An 18,157-nucleotide genomic window follows, 5' to 3' on the forward strand; every position below is an offset into this window, starting at 1 on the left:
TTTCTCTAACTATTCAGTTCTTTATTTGCTTAAGGCATAGTTTAAGCGTAATAACTGATTCCATCACGCTTTGATGCGACATTCAAATCAAGTTTGACGTCTGGTTCAAGGTTTTCTTCACCTGAGAAGGTTTGATTGCCGTTACCTTGACCACTTCCACCTTCATTTCCGGCCGCATATTGGCCTTGTTGCTGCCCAGAAGATTGCTGTTGAACCGAAGTATCACTTAATTGTACGCCCTGTTGAGCGAGCATTTCTCTCAAACGTGGCATCGCTTGTTCGACAATATCTCGTGCTTGTTGGTTGGCAACGGTAAAGTGGACTGTCGCGCCATCACCATTCATATTCATGCGAATCTGCATGCGGCCAAGCTCTGGTGGGTCAAGGCGAATATCAATGTTCTTGAGATTTTTCGACAGCATCATCTGCACGCGTTCAGCCACTTGCTCACTTGCCATTTCACGGTTTAGTTGCATCGCTGGCTGAGCTTGAGCGGCTTGCTCTGCACGCATTTGGTTGTTAACACCTTGCTGACCTGCTGCGTGGCTTAGTTGCTGGGCAATGGTCGCTTCTGCGCCTTGCCCGTTGTTCGCACTATCTTTTGCTGAAAGCTTACCAATTGAAGCGGCTGCGTTTGCTCCGAGTGCTGCCTTGGCGACTAACTGATCGGGGCTAGTTGGCGCGGCTACCGCTTGTGCGGTAACAGCTTGCATTTGCTGTGCTATCGCAGCTTCAGGACTAGCTGCATTGAGCATCGCTTGAGCACCTTGGGCTGCCACTTGAGGTGCTTGACCTTGTTGCTGAGCTTGAAGGGCCGCTAACTGGGCCTGCTGCATAGCTTGTGGACTTGCCGCAAGTTTATGCCCCGCTTTTAACTGATTTTCAGCAAGAGCGGCAAGCTCTGCATCCGACAGTGGCACACCGTCATTGGTTGACCAAGCAATCGCTGCACTTGTTACAGGCATTGCTGCATTTGGGTCTAATGACTCAGTGACACCTTCAATATTTTGATTCGTTGCTGCCGACACAACACCTTGAGCGACCGTTTCACCGTTTTGCGTTACTTGCGTCATTTCTTCAGCGGTCATTGCCACTACAGGTGCTTGACCGTCCACTTGTGTGGTCGCCGCACTAAATGAAGTGCCACTAACAACCATGGTTGGCTGAGTTGACTCTGGTTGCGCCTCTTGCAATGCTTTCAATGCTGCTAGCTCATCTGCCGACATCGCCTTTAACACTTCTGGGTCTAGCGACTCCAAGGCCGCATCACTGGCAATAGCCGGTTGCTCCAGAGTATTGGTTGCAGGGAGCACGATGCGCTCACCATGTAAGGTGATGGTTTCAGGTTCTACCGCTTGGATTTGTTCCAGTTTAGCAAGATCAATCGTGTTGGTCGCTTGCTCTACACCACTAGCTTCAATTGCAGCGCCGGTCGCAACTCCTGCCGCTGCTGCGCCAACAAGTGGACTCTTGGATTCACTATCTTGCTCTGGCAGTTCTACTTCTGCGCCTTGATGTGGCAATGCATTGCCGTCTTTAGGCTGCAACGCTTGGCTTGATTGATTAAGTCGGCCAAGTAGTTCGTTATTTTCTGATACGGTCTGTTCTGCTTGCTGGCTAGAAGCCTTAGCATTGGTCTCGCCTGCTGGCTTTTCAATAAAACGTTCAAGCTCGGGTGGAATGGTCGATTTCTCCGCGCCAGGTTGCGCCGTTTTCGCGGTTTCGCTTTCCTCGCCCTCTTGACCATCGAGCGCATCGTTAACAGCTTCAGCTTGTTTTGATGCTGTAACTTCTGCTTCACCCTCGCTGACAGCACTCGCCTCACCTTGGCCTTTTACGGACTCAGACTTCACGTTAGCAGTGCCTTCCGCGCTTTTCTCTGCTTTAGATTCGCCTCTAATCAACGAGGTTAACTTAGAGAAGAACCCTTCAGATTCTGAGGTTTCAGAAGATGAGCTTGAGCCATCCACACTGATTTTGGAGGCTTTTGCGGCATCGGTTGTCGGAGACAAATTCACATTCATAAATCATTAACTCATCATACTACCAAGGATAATCAATCACTTCGGTATCTTGTATAAATTGATTCTAATGCGAGATTGCACTACCGAACGACGTCAAATAGATAACGAAACATGGCATTAGAACAGACCAGATTAGAATATGTTCTGCAAGATACGCGCCAAAAATCAGACTGATAGTCAGCGGAAAATGAAATTAGTTGATTGAACGGCGAGAATATTGCAGCGTTGAAAATTCATCCATCTGCTTTTGCTCTCGCTGATTTTGAATGCGTTGCTTCTCGGTTTTCTTCTTTTCAATCATCCACTCATAAGAGCGGCGCTGTTTACGACATTCAAGCCAGTGCTGCTCGCAGGTTTCAACTTGCTCTTTAAAGTGAGATTCTGCCTGCTTCTGCTTAGACAACGTATCATCCAAGGTGGTTAGAAAACGATTCAAGTGAGTATATTGGCTTGCCGTGAGACCTTGTTTACCACGGTCAACTAATTGCTGACAGTAATCCAAACGGTATTTTTCAATTTGCTCAAGCTGCTGATAATAACCAGTAAGCTCAGTGCGAGCTTGGTTAAGCGCTAAAACTGCTTGGTTTTCGCGCTCTTTGGCTTGATCCATTAAAAACTCTAGGGCGTTATCCATGGCTCAGCTACTCCCCTTTTAGCAAGCTACCGAGCATGTTGACACACATCTCGTATGGCACACTTTCTTTCATACCCTGCTGTAGGAAAGCATCCAGTCTTGGCTTGAGAGTAAAGGCGCTATCAATTGCAGGATCTGAGCCCGGCTTATACGCACCAATCGATACCAAGTCTTGGTTTTTACGACAGATAGACAGTACCTGACGCACGGCCTTAGACATCAGCACATGCTCTTCGCTGGTAATTTGCGGCATAACACGGCTGACCGATTTCTCAACGTCAATCGCTGGGTAATGACCCGCATCCGCCATTTCGCGAGATAGCACCACGTGACCATCAAGAATCGCACGAGAAGCATCGGCGATTGGATCTTGTAAATCATCACCTTCAGTAAGAACAGTAAAGAATGCAGTGATTGAGCCTTGATCTGGGCTACCGTTACCAGCACGTTCTACTAGCGCTGGAAGCTTAGCAAAAACCGAAGGTGGATAACCTTTAGTTGCCGGAGGCTCACCCACAGAAAGGGCAATTTCACGCTGAGCCTGAGCAAAACGAGTTAAAGAGTCCATCAGCAACAAAACATCTAAGCCTTGATCGCGGAAGTATTCAGCAATGGTCAAGGCGGTCTGACAACCTTTTAAACGCATCAACGGCGAAGCATCGGCAGGTGCAGCAACGACCACCGAACGTTGACGGCCATCGACACCCAAAATCTCTTCAATGAATTCTTTAACTTCGCGCCCACGTTCACCGATTAGGCCAACAACCACGACTTGCGCGGTCGTACCTCGCGTCATCATTCCCAAGGTGACCGACTTACCAACACCTGAACCGGCAAATAGACCGATACGTTGCCCTTTACCTACCGTTAAAAGGCCATTAATGGCTTTAAGACCAACATCAAGTGGTTCTGAGATAGGTTTACGGGCGAGTGGGTTAATCGGTTCTGCGTTAAACGATGCGCGCTTTTCGGTATAAATAGGGCCTAAGCCATCAAGCGGGTTACCAACACCATCAATTACGCGGCCAAGTAGCTCCATACCAACAGGCAAGCCCGTTTCACTGGTTAATGGCGTCACTTTCGCGCCGGGTAATACGCCTGTGATCTGCTCACTAGGCATAAGGTACAAGCTGTCACCCGAAAAACCGACAACTTCGGCTTCCATCTCACCATGCATGGTTTCTACTCGGCATAAACTGCCGATGGGTGCACGACACCCGGTCGCTTCTAAAGTCAGCCCAACGACACGCACCAATTTACCCGAGGCCACAGGGCGACAGGTTAAGCCATTGACTTTGTATTGGGAGAGTCGGTCAGCGAGTGGCAGCACTAATCACCACCTTGATGGCGGTTCACACCACAGAAGCTTTGTAGCACGCTTCGAATTCGCTCCTCCATACGGTAATTCACGCTCGACTCTCCCGCTTCGATCTGTACATCACCGCGATTTAGCGCAGGCTCGCTATGCAATGTCCAATTTCTAAATTCGAGAGTCTCGTCCCCGTAGGAAGAACGAATAATTTCAACATCATCAGGATGCAGTTTCAGCGTGATCGCATGACCAGAAACTGGTAAGGATTCTACTGACTGCTTGATAGTGTCTAAGATAACTTGAGGGTTGGTTTGAACTTCGACATGCACCACCTCTTTGGTTAAGGTCAGCACCATGTCGACAAGTTGTTTTTCAACCTGAGCATTCATTAGCTCTAAAGGTTGAGCAAACTGATTGGCCAAATTAACAAAGGTTTGCACTTGCTGTTGGATAAACTCTTGCCCAGCGGCAACGCCTTCCATCTTTCCGGCTTCTAAACCTTCTTGATGGCCTTCTTGCAAACCTTGCTCTTTGCCTTTTTCATAACCTTGTTTGAAGCCCGCTTCTTGGCCTTGATGCAAACCATCTTGATAGGCTTGCTGCTTAATCAATTCTATTTCAGCGTCAGTAAGTTCTACTGGCGCTTCTTCTTCCGGCTGTTCGAAGTTAGGCATCCAACTAGGGTCATAGTTCATTGCCGTTTCACGCGCTTGTGAATGGGTTTCTGAACTGTAGTCAGGTAGGCCCCATTTCTGCGGCTTTTCTACTTGTTGGTCGTCATCAAGGCGTAAAAAGCCTCGTTTTCTCTCACCTGACATGCTACTTACCTAATTGTTGAATTTGACAAGGTCGATTATAAGAATTCGTCTGCGCCACCAGAAAGCATTAGCTCACCAGCATCGGCCATACGACGAGCAATCGCCAGCACTTCTTTCTGTGCTGCTTCTACATCCGATACCTTGATCGGTGGCATTGCTTCGATATCGTCGCGCATCATCTCAGCGGCACGCTTAGACATGTTCTTGAAGATCTTATCACGCAGGCCATCATCTGCACCTTTAAGTGCTTTCTGAAGTACATCTTGCGGAACATCACGCAGCAACTTCTGAATACCTTGATCGTCCACTTCGATAAGGTTTTCGAATACGAACATAAGGTCTTGAATTTGCGTTGCCATGTCTTCGTCTTGGTCGCGGATTTGCTCCATCAACACGCCTTCGACGTTGTTGTCCATGTAGTTCATGATCTCGGCTGCAGCCTTCAGGCCACCAATCTTGGCGGCTTGCGCACCCGCTTGACCAGCGAACTGCTTCTCCATGATTTCGTTCAGCTCTGCCAATGCCGATGGCTGAACTTCTTCGAGGTTGGCAATACGCATCATCAAATCTAGACGGTCACGCTCAGCAAACTGAGACAAGATCTCCGCAGACTGATCCGGCTCTAAGTAAGACAATACGATGGTTTGAATCTGTGGGTGCTCGTTGATGATGATGCTGGCTACCTGACGAGGGTCCATCCACTTAAGGGAATCGAGACCTTTCGAACCAGTACCAAGTAGAATTTGGTCTACTAAGTTATTCGCTTTATCTTCACCAAGTGCGGCAACAAGGGTATTACGCATGAAGTCTTCACTGCCCATACCAATGTTGGTGTATTTCTGAATGTCTTCCAAGAATGCACGATGCACCACCCCAACCTTATCTTGGCTAAGGTCGGCAGCGCGAGCCATTGCACTACCTACACGCTGAACTTGTTTAGGCTCTAGGTGACGAATGATACCTGCAGCGTCTTCCTCGTTTAGGCTCAGCAGCAAAATTGCCGCGCGCTCTTCACCGGGAATCGCTGAAATATCAACGGTGTTTTCAGTAACTTCACCGCCTTGTTCTTGAGGTACGATTTCGTTAGGCATCTTGCATCCAGTTCTTCACTACTTGCGCCGCTAGCTCTGGTTCGTTAGCAACCAGTGCACGCACCGCTTTTAACACATCTTCGTCTTTGTGTAGGTTCGGCAAATCAATGCTAGAACCAAACTCAAACAGCTCACCACCGTCTAAGTCACCACCAATTAGGCTGGTTTCACCGTCCATACCAATTGGCAGACCATCTGGGCCATACATTTGTTCATCATCGTCATCCGCAGCAGGGTTGAGCAGTTTCTTCATCGCAGGGCGAACCAATACCAAGACCACGATGATGATGACCAGAGCACTTGCAAACCAACGAACCCAATCGTTGAAGTTTGGATGCTCCCAAATTGGCACATCTTGAATAATTTCAGACTCAGGTACAGCAAACTGCATGCTTAGTACATTGAGTAAATCACCGCGCGCTTCACTAAAGCCGACTGCGCCCACCAACACTTGACGGATGGAGTTAAGCTCAGTATCTGATAGCGGTTGATAGCTTGTCTCACCAGTATCAGGGTTAACAATCGCACGGTTTTTAATTGCAACAGCAACGGTTTGGCGATTCACGATACCAGTTTGACGGCGTTCGTGGCTAATTGTTGTATCTAGCTCGTAGTTACGGGTTGCTTCTTTATGGACTGAACCTTGACCAAGCACAGTACCATCTTTCATTTGCGCCACATCTTGTGGAATTGAAGCATCTGCTGGAGGCTGGTTACTCAACGCACCCGGCACACCTGCCACAACATTACCGTTGTTGTAATCTTCTAGCGTGTATTCACTTCGAGTAGCTGGCGTAGCTGGGTCAAAACGTTTACGCGTTTGTTCTACTGCACTGAAATCCAGTTCGATATCCACCTGAGCGGTGTAATTACCGAAGCCTAAAATTGGGATAAGAACAGAATCAATCTTCTCGCGCAGCGCTTGCTCTTGCTTACGCTCTAGTTCGTGTTCTTTACGACGCGCCATAGAGGCCGCATCTTGAGAGCCAGAGCTTAATAGTCGGCCATGTTGATCGGTTACTGTCACACGAGTTGGCTTCATGCCTGGTACAGCACTTGAAACCATATCAACAATCGAATCGACTTCTTCTTGTTTTAACGTGTTGCCTGTACTCACTGTCAGAAACACCGAAGCAGACGCTTCTTGGTTATGACGTACAAACACACTTTGTTTTGGTAGGGCGAGTAAAACACGTGCTTTACGCACCTGTTTCATTTCTTCTATTGCTTTAGAAAGCTGACGCTCACGGCTCAATTTAAGACGTTCTAGCTCAAGGCGCTGCGACACACCAAAGCCCATATCTTGCAGCAAGATATCGTCGCCAGCTTCTTTCTCTTGGTTTAAACCAGCACGCGTAAGGTTGAGCTTAAGGCCGCTGTATTCAGCCACTGGCACCATAATGGTGTTACCTTCAAGCGTGTATTCTTGTTTTTGCTGATCTAGGTAATCGAGTACAGGGATCAGTTCTTCTGTTTCATACGCACCTAGAGGGCGCATTTCTGGCTCTTTCACCCAGAAAAACAGCATCACGATCAGCGCAACACAGATAGAAATAGACAGCACCAACACGACTTGGCGAAGTAAGTCGAGATCACCGACCGCCATATCGAACTTAGAACTGCTTTTTTCATCAAGATCAGGATTTTGACTTGCGCCTGAATCCACGTCAGATTGCGTGATCAAGGCGTTATCAGAGCTAGACTCTGAAAGAGTCAAATCGGTTGATTGGTTTGGATCTGCCACAGAAAATACCTAAGTTACACTGGCATGTTCATCAATTCTTTGTACGCTTCAACAAGCTTGTTGCGTACTTGAATTGTTGCTTCAAATGCGACACTGGATTTGTTGCGCGCAATCATTACATCGGAAAGAGACACACCTTCATCACCGCGATCAAAACGCATTTGAAGGTTACTAGAGGTCTTAGAAAGGTCATTGACGTTATTAATAGCATTGTTCAATAGCGCACTAAAATCTGCACCCACAGCCTGACCTGTTGCCGCTGGTTTAGTGTTAGCAGCTTCAAGCATCATGGCTTGCATTTCACTATTAAATCCATCAATTCTCATCATTACCTCTGATGTCAACTATTTGACTAACTCTTTCGCTGTAATACTGACGCTGCAAATCCTATGCCACGTAGATATAAGGTATCGAAAATAGCACGTTAGTTTGGAATATCAATCCCTGCATCTCGCATTTTTGCTAGCTTGTAGCGCAAAGTGCGTGGACTAATACCCAATTTTTCAGCCATTTCCTTACGACGGCCACCACACTCAACCAAAGTTTCAAGAATAATGGCGTATTCTTGATCTCTTAGCTCGTTTCCTAGGCCTGATGCCGAAGGCAGAGTTTGGGAAGAATCTACTTCAGCTACCGGCTTGACGGTTGGCGTTGCTATATGGCCAGTTTCAACCACTTGCTGCAAGCTACTTGCATCTTGCCAATCAAGTCCTTCTAGCAAAATATGATCGCCGGTAATGTGGCTATTTTCACTTAATATCAATGCACGCTGCACGACGTTATCTAGCTCGCGCACGTTACCAGGCCATGGATATGCGACCAACTTATTCAAAGCATCATCATTAATACTTGGAACTGGCATCCCCAACTTTTGGCAATGACGTTCTACCAGATGCTTAGCTAAAGGTGCGATGTCGCCTTTACGATCACAAAGTGCAGGCCACGCAATTGGGAAAACATTTAAGCGGTAGTACAAGTCTTCACGGAAATTACCTTCTTGCACATATTGCTTTAAGTCACGGTTACTGGTCGCAAGCACACGAACATCTAACTTGATGCTCTTTCGGCTACCTAAACGTTCCACTTCTCTTTCTTGTAGCACACGTAAAAGTTTAGCTTGAAGATTGAGATCCATCTCACTAATTTCATCTAGTAAGATAGTGCCGCCTTGAGCTTGTTCGAACTTACCTGGGCACGCTTGAACCGCGCCAGTAAACGCACCTTTCTCATAACCAAATAGCGTAGCTTCAAGCATGTTGTCTGGAATCGCGGCACAGTTGATCGCCACAAATGGGCCATCTTTCCGATTTGAAGCATTGTGAATGTAGCGAGACATCACTTCTTTACCCGAGCCACTTGGGCCAAGCACCATCACGTTTGCATCTGTCTTTGCGACTTTCTCTGCCAACGCCAACAGCTTGAGGCTCTTTTCATCTGCAACGACGGCATCGCCGTTATCATCGGATTTCACAGGCGCGTAGCGGCTAACCATGTTAAGAAGCACTTCTGGGGCGAATGGCTTCGCCATGTAATCAATCGCACCATCTTTCATGGCTGAAACAGCATCTTCGATGTTGGCGTAAGCCGTCATCAGCAATACAGGAAGGTTTGGCCAATGCTGTTTGATGTTACGAAGCAGCGCTAAACCGCCCATACCGGCCATTTGCACGTCAGACACGACGATATCAACAGCGTTTGACTTAAGTTTAACTAGGGCGTCTTCAGCGCTATCTGCTTCTAGCCACTCATATCCAGCTAAGGCTAGAGTATCAACCAGTGCTTCGCGTAGACCTTCATCATCCTCTACGATAAGTACTTTGCTTTGAGCCATTGTTATTCTCCAGTCGTTACTGCTTGTTCAGGTGATACGTTGCGCTCTAGTGGAATGCACATTGTAAAGCACGCACCATCACCCTCTTCTGAAATAAGTTCTAACCTTCCGTCATGGGCACGGCACACCATTTGAACAACGGCCAAACCAAGGCCAGTGCCTTGCGAGCGCGTTGTGAAGAAAGGTTCCATTATCTTTTGCTGCAATTCCTGCGGCACACCCGGCCCACTGTCTTGAACCGAGATTTTTAATTCGTTATTTACTGGGCGGAAAAACACATCCACCTGTGACTCTTTACCCGCGATTTGAATCGCGTTCATCACCAAGTTACTTAATGCTGAAGCAATCGCATTGGCATTACCCATCAAGGTTGTCTCTTCTTGTTCAACCTCTAGGCAGTAGTCAATCGCGTTGTTTTTGATTGCGGTTTCAACCATTGGGGAAAACTCTGCAATCAAATCCGACACTTTAAATGGCTTAACCACTTTGTTGTCACCACCTTTCGCAAACAACAGCATATCATTAACTTGTTTTTCAAGGTCATGCAGTCGATCAAGCAATTTGGTTTGAAAGCGATCTTTCGTCGCAGGAGGCAGATTCGGTGCACCCAAATTAGCCGCATAAAGCATCGCACTTGAAAGTGGTGTTCGAACTTGGTGAGCCAAAGAGGCCACCATACGACCTAATGACGACAAACGTTGCAAATCACTGATACGTGATTGCAGTAAACGGGTTTCTGTTAGGTCTGTCACTAGAATCAACTGGCCTGTAGCAGAAGCTGAAATGGCTAACCTCACTTTACGACCATTGCGCAGAGAAATTTCATGACCATCATCTTCACGTGGCGCAAAGGCCTGCTGAATCACCTCAAACCACTTTTGCCCAACCAGCGGCACTTCCAATAGACGAAGTGCTTCAGGGTTTGCTTCACGCACTACCCCTTGGGTATCAAGCAAAATGACCCCCGCAGGCATTACATCTAATACCTGCTGGTAACGTTCTACTTGCTCTTCTAAAGAGCCTAAATGGTGGTTTTCGCTTTGCTGGCTTGGTTGCATGTCGTTTTTTTGCCTCAGATACTACAATGGCTTGAAATGCAAAATGCACGCCAAGCCATTTTATTATATTTTACAACAAGTTAAGGTAAAGTCGATTTTTTGACAGCGCCTTATCTTTGTAAATTGTATTTGCGCATCTTCTCTACCAGAGTCGTACGACGCATACCCAACATGTCCGCAGCACGGGCAACAACACCACCTTGCGCTTCAAGCGCTTGGTTAATCATAGTCACCTCTAGCTCAGCGAGCATCTCTTTGAGATTCACGCCTTCCGGTGGCAATGACTGCGGTGCATTTTCACTGCTTGGGAACAGCTCAGCTTCATCCAGATCAAAATCATCTGAGAAGATGTTCGCTAGTGCATCACGCTCTTGCTCTTCCACTGAAACAATTGGGTTATATTCAGGTTGGAACTCAGGAATATCACTGTAACGGTATTTTGTTGGTAGATGGTTTACGTCCACCAAGCTATTTGGATACAGAATGATCATGCGCTCTACTAGGTTTGCTAGTTCACGCACGTTACCTGGCCAATCGTGCTCGGTAAGAGAGTTGATCGCTCGAGGTGTAAAACAGATAGGCTGCGCCCCTTCTGCTTCCATACGCGTCATTAACTCTTGCAACAACAATGGGATGTCTTCTTTACGATCGCGTAAAGCTGGCATCTCGATTGGGAATACGTTGAGGCGATAGTATAAATCTTCGCGGAACGACTCATCGTTAATCATGGTTTCCAGATTACGGTGCGTCGCAGCAATAATACGTACATTTGCTCGAATCGTGCTGTTGCCACCTACGCGCTCAAAACAGCGCTCTTGCAACACACGTAGCAGCTTAACCTGCATTGGCATCGGCATATCGCCAATTTCATCCAAAAACAGTGTGCCACCTTCTGCCAGTTCAAAACGACCTTTACGCGCGGTAATCGCCCCCGTAAACGCCCCTTTTTCATGGCCGAACAGTTCGCTTTCTAATAAATCTGGTGGAATCGCGCCACAGTTAATTGGCACAAACGGCCCACCGCGACGTGATGAATGATAATGGATATTACGCGCGACCACTTCTTTACCTGTACCAGATTCACCAAGAATCAGTACATTCGCTTCCGTAGTAGACACCTGCTCAATCAGATGGCGAACTTCTTTAATGCCGTGGCTCTGGCCGACTAAACTGCGAAACAAAGTGTTTTTACGAGCAGTCGATACGACGTTAACGCCTTTACGACCTAAAAAGTCTTTGCAGTGACGGAGAGCTTCGCTGAGTTGAGGGTAATTCAGTGGAAAAGCGAGATCGCCAACGTAGTTGGTAAAATCGTCGACATTGCGAAACTGTTTGTTCGCAACCAAAAGAGGAATGTGATTAGCGCGAGCGAGGGCATCACCCAATTTTTTTGCTTCAGTGCTGTTAGATATAGAGCCAACAATGCATCCAGACCAAACTCCGGATAAATCTAACGTATCAATTTGTGCGGCACTGATAACTTCGCACTGTTCACCAACGAACTCTAGAATGCTAGATAAGGTCGCTTGTGCTTGCGCGTCGTCTTCAATTACAAGTAATTTTGCTAAGCCTTGCATAGGTGAGAATGATTGCCTTCATTAAATACTTGGGGCTGCTGACATAAAATGTATTTGATCTCTAATTTGTTCGAGTAATTTTAACGATAGTCAAAATACAAATTTCAGCAACAAAAAAAGCCACTAGGCTTGTTAGTGGCTTCTATTCTATTTGATAAAAAAAATAAGGCAACCAAGCAATTATGGGGTGTGATATTAACCCAAAGCTATTTTTTTTAAATCTCTAAATAAAATAACATTTATTTGATAAATTTCTTACAAACCAACATCTTGCGCTGTTAGGTTATGAAACTCAGTTGGGATCTGTTCCCACGCCGATTTAATCTCACGAATAATGTCGATTACGTCGTCAATTGGTTGCGGATCGTTCTGATGATTTGCCGCAGTAATTTGTGTAATCATGAATTCGTACAATTGATCCAAATTTTGAGCAATATCACCACCGTCGTCCATCGATAGACAACTACGCAAGCTAATAATGATATCTAGCGCTTTACCTAGACGTTCACCTTTCGCTGGGATATTACCTTGCTGCATTGCAGCTTTACCTTGAATCAAGCGCTCGATCGCACCAGACATCAGCATCGTTACGATCTTATGCGGGGAGGCCGCACTGAGCTGGCTATCTACCGATACCTTCTTGTATGCCTGTAATGAACCGCGCATAACATTCCTCTTTATAAAAACTTTTTGTATTGCTGAACCGACTTACTGCCGTGTCGATACTTTTGTAGGGTTTGACCAATCGCTGCTGTTTGCTGCGCCATCAAATTCACCACTTCTTTAGTCAGAGCAATCGCAGCTTGCCATTGTTCTGTTTCTGCCAACTCAGGTGACTTTTTGACGTCGCTAATGATGTTTAGCAACAATTGTTCCCTTTTATCGACCAACGAATGAATTTCTTCAGTATCAATGTCAGCGGATGTAAGTGTGATTTTAATATTGCGATCAAGATCACTCAATAACTTTAGTTGTTCAAAGAAATTATTGGCCAAGTGCATTCATCATCCCTGCCAGCTGAGATTGCATTTTACTGGTTGAGTCTTGCATCGCAGAGAATTTAGCGTGAGTTCGTTTCTCTAGACCTTCCATACGGCGATCCAGTTTGACTTGATCATCTTGCAGTCTATAGTTTCTCTCTACTAAACTTTGCTCACGAGTTCTTAATGAACCTTGTACGCCAGTAATACCATGAATGGCATCTTCAACCTTTTTGGCGAATCCTTGGTTACCACCAAAGAAATCTTCTAACTTGCCAAAGTTATTGTTCAACTGCTTATCCAGCATGTTGTAGTTAATCTCTAACGTACCTTGACGCGTGGTTGTGATACCAAACTCGGTCAGAGATTTAAGATCTTCTGGTGCCGGCTCTATTGACGATGAGAAAACCGATTTCAAACGTGAATCCGCACTGCGCACCACGCTGTCACCCGACAATGGGCCAGCTTGGCCTGTTAATGGGTCAACACTAGCGAGATCTTTCGACAACTGGTGGAATTGATTATAAGCGGCGACGAACTGTTCAATGTCGTCACGCACACCTTGTCGATCGTATTCAATATCAATTTCTGATGGGCGCTGAGTCGGATCGCTACGACCTTTCAACGTCAAATCTACCCCATCAATGGCGTCTTCGATTATGTTGTTTTTACTTGAGAGTTCGGCAACCCCATCAAGCAATACTTTTGAGTCTTGCGCGGCTTGCACTTGGCTCATACCACCATAAGCATCAAACGATGATTGCGCGGCTTTTAAATCGGCTTGAGCTTTATCAATACGTTCTAAATATTCACGCTGCTCTGGAGGCAGTAAATCACGCTTGGCTTGTTTGGCTTGTGTATCATCAAGCTCGCCAGCGGCTAGAGCTGCATCGATTTTATCGGCTTTCACTTTATCTGCCGCATCGATCATTGCTTGCTCTTGCGCCATCTGTTTATCAAGCGCCGCTTGCGCCTCTTTTGGCGTGACGTATGAATCAGTCAATGTACCAGAAGCCGTATTTGACCAGCCGGGTACGTCGCCCGCTTTTTCTTGCGCTTTGGCGTCTAGCTCTGGCTCGGGTTCCCAATAAGAATCCAGTAAGGTGCCTGATGCGGTTTCTGTCCAGCCGGGAATTCGATCTTCCGGTTTAATGTATTTATTTGCGGCTTGGCCTGCATTAGCCGCAGCACTTAACGCCGCTGCCGACATTTCATTGGTCGGAGTAATATCTTTTGCCGCATTTGGATCGACAACACTTGCCGCTTGCTTAGTGGTATCGGCAATTTCTTGGTCGACAACTTTTGCCGCATCGATATTCGCTTGAGCAATTCGGTCAGCGACCAGTTTTTCTTCTGGTGTGAGCGGGCTAAGTAGCTCTTGAGCAGCCGCTCGGGCGCTTTCAAGATCTTCTACTCGTTGCTCTAAGGTTTTGTATTCAAGACGTTTAAGCAGATTGTCTGGTTTATCTGTCTCAACACTCATTTTAACGGCGTTGTCCTGACCTGAGGCGTCAGAAGCAACGATAAGACGAGGGCCGTTTACGTCATTGATAACAGAAGCACGCACCCCAGGGTTAGATTTGCTGCCGTTAATACCACGGACAACATCACCTAACTTGGAGTGCTCTTTTACGTCAACAACGAACGACTTGCTGCCCATCGAAATACGCAACTTACCCGCGTTAAACTTGCCATCTTCCGGTAGTACATCAGAGGCAATTTTATGGCTTTGAGCAAGTTGCAACACATCGACAGCATAACGGCCTGCAATAGCTTCAGTTGTTGCGTTTGCTGACACAACGGTGTCATCGGTTGACTCCACCGTTCTTGCAGCAAACGCCTTCTCTTGACGGAAACTCACCATCAAGTTTTTCATCGTATCCAGCGACTCTCTAAGCCGCCCATAAGCACTAATACTGGTATCAATTTCAGTGCGCTCATTGTCGATGCGCTGCTGCTTTGGAGTGCGCTCAGCATCGACAATTTTGCTCACCATGGAATTGATATCCATGCCAGTATTCATCCCTATCGGGCCAAAACTCATCTAATCACCTCAAAATACGATTACACCTTATCGACCACCAAGCCCGATGAATATCGCGCTGTTTGTTCTCTAAGGCGTCGCAAGACTTCCAACATTTCCTCATCGGGTATCTGGCGAATTATCTCACCAGTGCTTTCTTCAAAAATGGTGACGACATCTCGACCTGACTCTTCGTCAACTCGGAAAGATAAGCTGGTATTGATTGACGAGATAAATTCATTCATCTGTTCAACCACTTTTTCACGTTCTTGCTCAGATAGCTTCTGCCTAACTTGAATGGCTTCTGCTGTTTGTTCCACTGAACGCGAAGTCAGCTGATCTAATTCTGTTGCCACATCCTTCTTAGAAGGTAAGGAAACTCCTTGCGGGTTATCATACCCTGAAGCAATTTTAGTGCCACTTTGTGAGCCATAAGACTGGATGTTCGACGTGTAGGATGGTATCTCCATAACAATCTCCCTTCCACCTCATAGGTTGGTAGCTCTTACGAGCTACTCATCCTAGTCAGCTCGGCTTTTCTTTAACCCAATAGGCTTAGCGCCGCAGTTGGAGTCTGCTTGGCTTGTGCCAATACTGACGTACTCGCCTGCTGTAGGATCTGAGATTTCGTCATTTGGGTTGTTTCTTTTGCGTAGTCAGTATCACGAATACGGCCACGCGATGCGTTTACGTTCTCGTTGATATTGTCTAGGTTGTTGATCGCATGATCAAAACGGTTTTGGAATGCACCTAATGACGCACGTTGGCTATCAACGGATTTTAATGCACCATCAATCACTGACACTGCAAGTTGCGAGCCAGCTACTGTTGTTACATCAACGTCAGCAACAGTCACATCTTGTGCTGCACCGAAGCCAAGATCTGTACCTAGACCGCCACCGATAGTAACCGCACCATCAACTTTATTCGTCGCGGTGAATAGCTGCATTTTACCATCTTCGCCAACCGATGCTTTTACATCTTCACTTTGGCCGTTGATGTAGGTCGCTAACTGCTCTACATCATCGCCAACTTTAGCGTTAACGCTGATAGATTGAGCATCACCATGCACGTCAGTATAGTCTAGTGTAATGTCGGTCGTACCCGCTTGTACACGCCAGTCAGCAGCTTTACCTGTTGTTGCTGTGTAAGACTTACCACCCATGTCAGTAGTATCTGAACGCATGTTACCCATGCTCAGTTTTACAGCTTCACCAGAGCTCGCACCGATCTGGAAAGATTGGCTGCCAAACTGACCGTTCAATAGCTTATTACCACCAAAAGACGTTGTTTCTGCAATACGATTTAGTTCATCGTTCAATGCAGTCACTTCTTCTTGAATAGCAATACGCTCCGAACGAGAGTTCGAACCATTTGATGATTGAAGTGATAGATCACGCATACGTTGCAGAATGTTGGTGGTTTCATTCATCGCACCTTCTGCTGTTTGCGCAATAGAAATACCGTCGTTGGCATTTCGAACGGCAACATCTAAGCCACGGCTTTGTGACGTTAAGCGGTTAGAGATTTGCAGACCTGCTGCATCATCTTTTGCGCTGTTGATTTTATAACCAGACGACAAACGCTCCATCGACTTCTGCATACCATCGGTAGCATTGTTTACGTAACGCTGCGCGGTCATCGCGGACACATTCGTATTCACGTTGATTGCCATATTTTGATCTCCTTAGGCATTGGGGAATGCATCTCAGTGTCTCTCACCTCACTTTGATGCATCTCATTTCTCTCAATCCTTTAACGGCGAGAGAAAAATAACCTTTAGAGAAAAATTAAATTTTTTTAGATTTTATTTTCTAGCATCGATAAAACGTGATCCACTTCTGATTGATAATGAAATTACTAACCTTAAGATACAAAAAAATCCAGCCGAAGCTGGATTTTTATATTTGGTGCTCTGATTAGCCTAGCAGGCTTAGTGCAGAGTTTGGCGCTTGCTTCGCTTGAGCCAAGATAGAGCTTGAAGCTTGAGAAAGAATTTGCGACTTAGTTAGTGCAGTTGTTTCTTTCGCGAAGTCAGTATCTTTGATACGGCTCTTAGATGCGTTCACGTTTTCGTTGATGTTATCAAGGTTGTTGATTGCATGCTCGAAACGGTTTTGGAAAGCACCTAGCTCAGCACGGTGGCTATCTACGTATTGTAGTGCTGCGTCGACAACCGCTACCGCTTCTTGAGAACCACCAACTGATGTTACGTCGATAGTGTCTACAGTTTTATCGCCCGCCGCAGCCATACCTAGGTCAGTAGATAGTGCACCAGATAGTGTTACCGCACCGTCAACTTTGTTTTGACCAGCGAACAGTTGAAGCTTACCTTCTTCGTTTACTGATGCTTTAACGAAATCTTGTTGACCGTTGATGTAGGTTGCAACTTCTTCGATATCGTCGCCTTCTTTCGCGTCGATAGAGATGCTTTGCGCTGTACCAGATGCATCGTTAAATGCCATCGTGATGTTTTGAGTACCAGCTGCAACAGTCCAGCTAGAATCTTTAGCATTCGCTGCTGCGTAGCTTGAACCACCCATGCCAGCATTGTCACTGCGCATGTCGTTTAGTGTAAGCATTACTGCTTCACCGTTGTCCGCACCAATCTGCATAGATTTAGTTTCGAACGTACCGTTTAGTAGTTTGTTACCACCGAAAGAAGTCGTTTCAGCGATACGGTTTAACTCGTCGTTCAGTGCTGTTACTTCTTCTTGAATCGCAACACGCTCAGATTTTGAGTTAGAGCCGTTTGAAGATTGTAGAGACAAGTCACGCATACGTTGCAGGATGTTTGTTGTCTCGTTCATCGCACCTTCAGCAGTTTGAGCGATAGAGATACCATCGTTCGCGTTACGTACTGCTACGTCTAGGCCGCGGCTTTGAACGTTTAGACGGTTAGAGATTTGAAGACCAGCTGCGTCATCTTTTGCGCTGTTGATTTTCGAACCTGAAGACAAACGCTCCATTGAAGTTTGTTGTGAGTTTGTCGCTTGATTTAGGTAACGCTGAGCTGTCATTGCTGAAACGTTAGTATTTACATTCACTGCCATGGTGATTTCTCC

16 protein-coding genes are annotated in these 18,157 nt (G+C 46.4%); all 16 read right to left on the reverse strand.

Going from position 1 to position 18,157, the window contains the following annotated elements:
- Positions 1-41 precede the first annotated feature (41 nt).
- The 16 genes from MU515_RS06035 to MU515_RS06110 all read right to left on the reverse strand — a co-directional run bounded on the left by MU515_RS06035 (position 42) and on the right by MU515_RS06110 (position 18,145).
- On the reverse strand, positions 42-2,024 hold the full coding sequence (locus MU515_RS06035; RefSeq protein WP_260259515.1) for a flagellar hook-length control protein FliK: 1,983 nt from the start codon (positions 2,022-2,024) through the stop codon (positions 42-44).
- Positions 2,025-2,217: 193 nt separating this feature from the next.
- A complete protein-coding gene (fliJ, locus tag MU515_RS06040; protein ID WP_260259516.1) occupies positions 2,218-2,658 on the reverse strand; it encodes a flagellar export protein FliJ in 441 nt (146 codons plus the stop codon).
- A 7-nt stretch (positions 2,659-2,665) separates the two neighbouring features.
- Positions 2,666-3,988, reverse strand: coding sequence for a flagellar protein export ATPase FliI (gene fliI, locus MU515_RS06045; protein WP_260259518.1), 1,323 nt, complete (start codon positions 3,986-3,988; stop codon positions 2,666-2,668).
- Positions 3,988-4,788: a flagellar assembly protein FliH gene (gene fliH, locus MU515_RS06050; protein ID WP_260259520.1), complete on the reverse strand. Its 801-nt coding sequence runs from the start codon at positions 4,786-4,788 to the stop codon at positions 3,988-3,990. Before fliH ends, fliI begins: the two co-directional genes overlap by 1 nt.
- A 35-nt stretch (positions 4,789-4,823) precedes the next feature.
- Positions 4,824-5,879: a flagellar motor switch protein FliG gene (fliG, locus tag MU515_RS06055; RefSeq protein WP_260259521.1), complete on the reverse strand. Its 1,056-nt coding sequence runs from the start codon at positions 5,877-5,879 to the stop codon at positions 4,824-4,826.
- A complete protein-coding gene (gene fliF, locus MU515_RS06060; protein WP_260259522.1) occupies positions 5,872-7,623 on the reverse strand; it encodes a flagellar basal-body MS-ring/collar protein FliF in 1,752 nt (583 codons plus the stop codon). Before fliF ends, fliG begins: the two co-directional genes overlap by 8 nt.
- A 14-nt stretch (positions 7,624-7,637) precedes the next feature.
- Positions 7,638-7,949, reverse strand: coding sequence for a flagellar hook-basal body complex protein FliE (gene fliE / locus MU515_RS06065; protein ID WP_260259611.1), 312 nt, complete (start codon positions 7,947-7,949; stop codon positions 7,638-7,640).
- 98 nt (positions 7,950-8,047) lie between these two features.
- Positions 8,048-9,454 (reverse strand): sigma-54-dependent transcriptional regulator, encoded by a 1,407-nt coding sequence (locus tag MU515_RS06070; protein WP_260259524.1) that lies wholly within the window; start codon positions 9,452-9,454, stop codon positions 8,048-8,050.
- Between the two features lie 2 nt (positions 9,455-9,456).
- Positions 9,457-10,512 (reverse strand): sensor histidine kinase, encoded by a 1,056-nt coding sequence (locus MU515_RS06075; RefSeq protein ID WP_260259525.1) that lies wholly within the window; start codon positions 10,510-10,512, stop codon positions 9,457-9,459.
- 110 nt (positions 10,513-10,622) lie between these two features.
- On the reverse strand, positions 10,623-12,089 hold the full coding sequence (locus MU515_RS06080; RefSeq protein ID WP_260259526.1) for a sigma-54 dependent transcriptional regulator: 1,467 nt from the start codon (positions 12,087-12,089) through the stop codon (positions 10,623-10,625).
- A gap of 255 nt (positions 12,090-12,344) precedes the next feature.
- On the reverse strand, positions 12,345-12,755 hold the full coding sequence (gene fliS, locus MU515_RS06085) for a flagellar export chaperone FliS (RefSeq protein ID WP_260259528.1): 411 nt from the start codon (positions 12,753-12,755) through the stop codon (positions 12,345-12,347).
- An 11-nt stretch (positions 12,756-12,766) separates the two neighbouring features.
- Positions 12,767-13,090: a flagellar protein FliT gene (locus MU515_RS06090; protein ID WP_260259529.1), complete on the reverse strand. Its 324-nt coding sequence runs from the start codon at positions 13,088-13,090 to the stop codon at positions 12,767-12,769.
- Complete coding sequence (fliD, locus tag MU515_RS06095) at positions 13,074-15,113, reverse strand: flagellar filament capping protein FliD (protein ID WP_260259531.1); 2,040 nt, start codon at positions 15,111-15,113, stop codon at positions 13,074-13,076. The genes MU515_RS06090 and fliD overlap by 17 nt, the downstream gene beginning before the upstream one ends.
- Before the next feature lie 20 nt (positions 15,114-15,133).
- Positions 15,134-15,562, reverse strand: a complete 429-nt coding sequence (gene flaG, locus MU515_RS06100; RefSeq protein ID WP_260259532.1) for a flagellar protein FlaG — start codon at positions 15,560-15,562, stop codon at positions 15,134-15,136.
- 71 nt (positions 15,563-15,633) lie between these two features.
- Entirely contained in the window at positions 15,634-16,767 is a 1,134-nt protein-coding gene (locus MU515_RS06105; RefSeq protein ID WP_260259533.1) for a flagellin, read from the reverse strand.
- A gap of 244 nt (positions 16,768-17,011) precedes the next feature.
- A complete protein-coding gene (locus MU515_RS06110; protein ID WP_260259536.1) occupies positions 17,012-18,145 on the reverse strand; it encodes a flagellin in 1,134 nt (377 codons plus the stop codon).
- Between the last annotated feature and the right edge of the window lie 12 nt (positions 18,146-18,157).

It is taken from the genome of Vibrio intestinalis (genome assembly GCF_025195085.2).
GTDB lineage: Bacteria > Pseudomonadota > Gammaproteobacteria > Enterobacterales > Vibrionaceae > Vibrio > Vibrio intestinalis.

Bases quoted from the DNA above. Each gene is read 5' to 3' on its own strand.
- MU515_RS06035 (WP_260259515.1), bottom strand. From the start codon at position 2,024: ATGAATGTGAATTTGTCTCCGACAACCGATGCCGCAAAAGCCTCCAAA.
- fliJ (WP_260259516.1), bottom strand. From the start codon at position 2,658: ATGGATAACGCCCTAGAGTTTTTAATGGATCAAGCCAAAGAGCGCGAA.
- fliH (WP_260259520.1), bottom strand. From the start codon at position 4,788: ATGTCAGGTGAGAGAAAACGAGGCTTTTTACGCCTTGATGACGACCAA.
- fliG (WP_260259521.1), bottom strand. From the start codon at position 5,879: ATGCCTAACGAAATCGTACCTCAAGAACAAGGCGGTGAAGTTACTGAA.
- fliE (WP_260259611.1), bottom strand. From the start codon at position 7,949: ATGAGAATTGATGGATTTAATAGTGAAATGCAAGCCATGATGCTTGAA.
- MU515_RS06070 (WP_260259524.1), bottom strand. From the start codon at position 9,454: ATGGCTCAAAGCAAAGTACTTATCGTAGAGGATGATGAAGGTCTACGC.
- MU515_RS06075 (WP_260259525.1), bottom strand. From the start codon at position 10,512: ATGCAACCAAGCCAGCAAAGCGAAAACCACCATTTAGGCTCTTTAGAA.
- MU515_RS06080 (WP_260259526.1), bottom strand. From the start codon at position 12,089: ATGCAAGGCTTAGCAAAATTACTTGTAATTGAAGACGACGCGCAAGCA.
- fliS (WP_260259528.1), bottom strand. From the start codon at position 12,755: ATGCGCGGTTCATTACAGGCATACAAGAAGGTATCGGTAGATAGCCAG.
- MU515_RS06090 (WP_260259529.1), bottom strand. From the start codon at position 13,090: ATGCACTTGGCCAATAATTTCTTTGAACAACTAAAGTTATTGAGTGAT.
- fliD (WP_260259531.1), bottom strand. From the start codon at position 15,113: ATGAGTTTTGGCCCGATAGGGATGAATACTGGCATGGATATCAATTCC.
- flaG (WP_260259532.1), bottom strand. From the start codon at position 15,562: ATGGAGATACCATCCTACACGTCGAACATCCAGTCTTATGGCTCACAA.
- MU515_RS06105 (WP_260259533.1), bottom strand. From the start codon at position 16,767: ATGGCAATCAACGTGAATACGAATGTGTCCGCGATGACCGCGCAGCGT.
- MU515_RS06110 (WP_260259536.1), bottom strand. From the start codon at position 18,145: ATGGCAGTGAATGTAAATACTAACGTTTCAGCAATGACAGCTCAGCGT.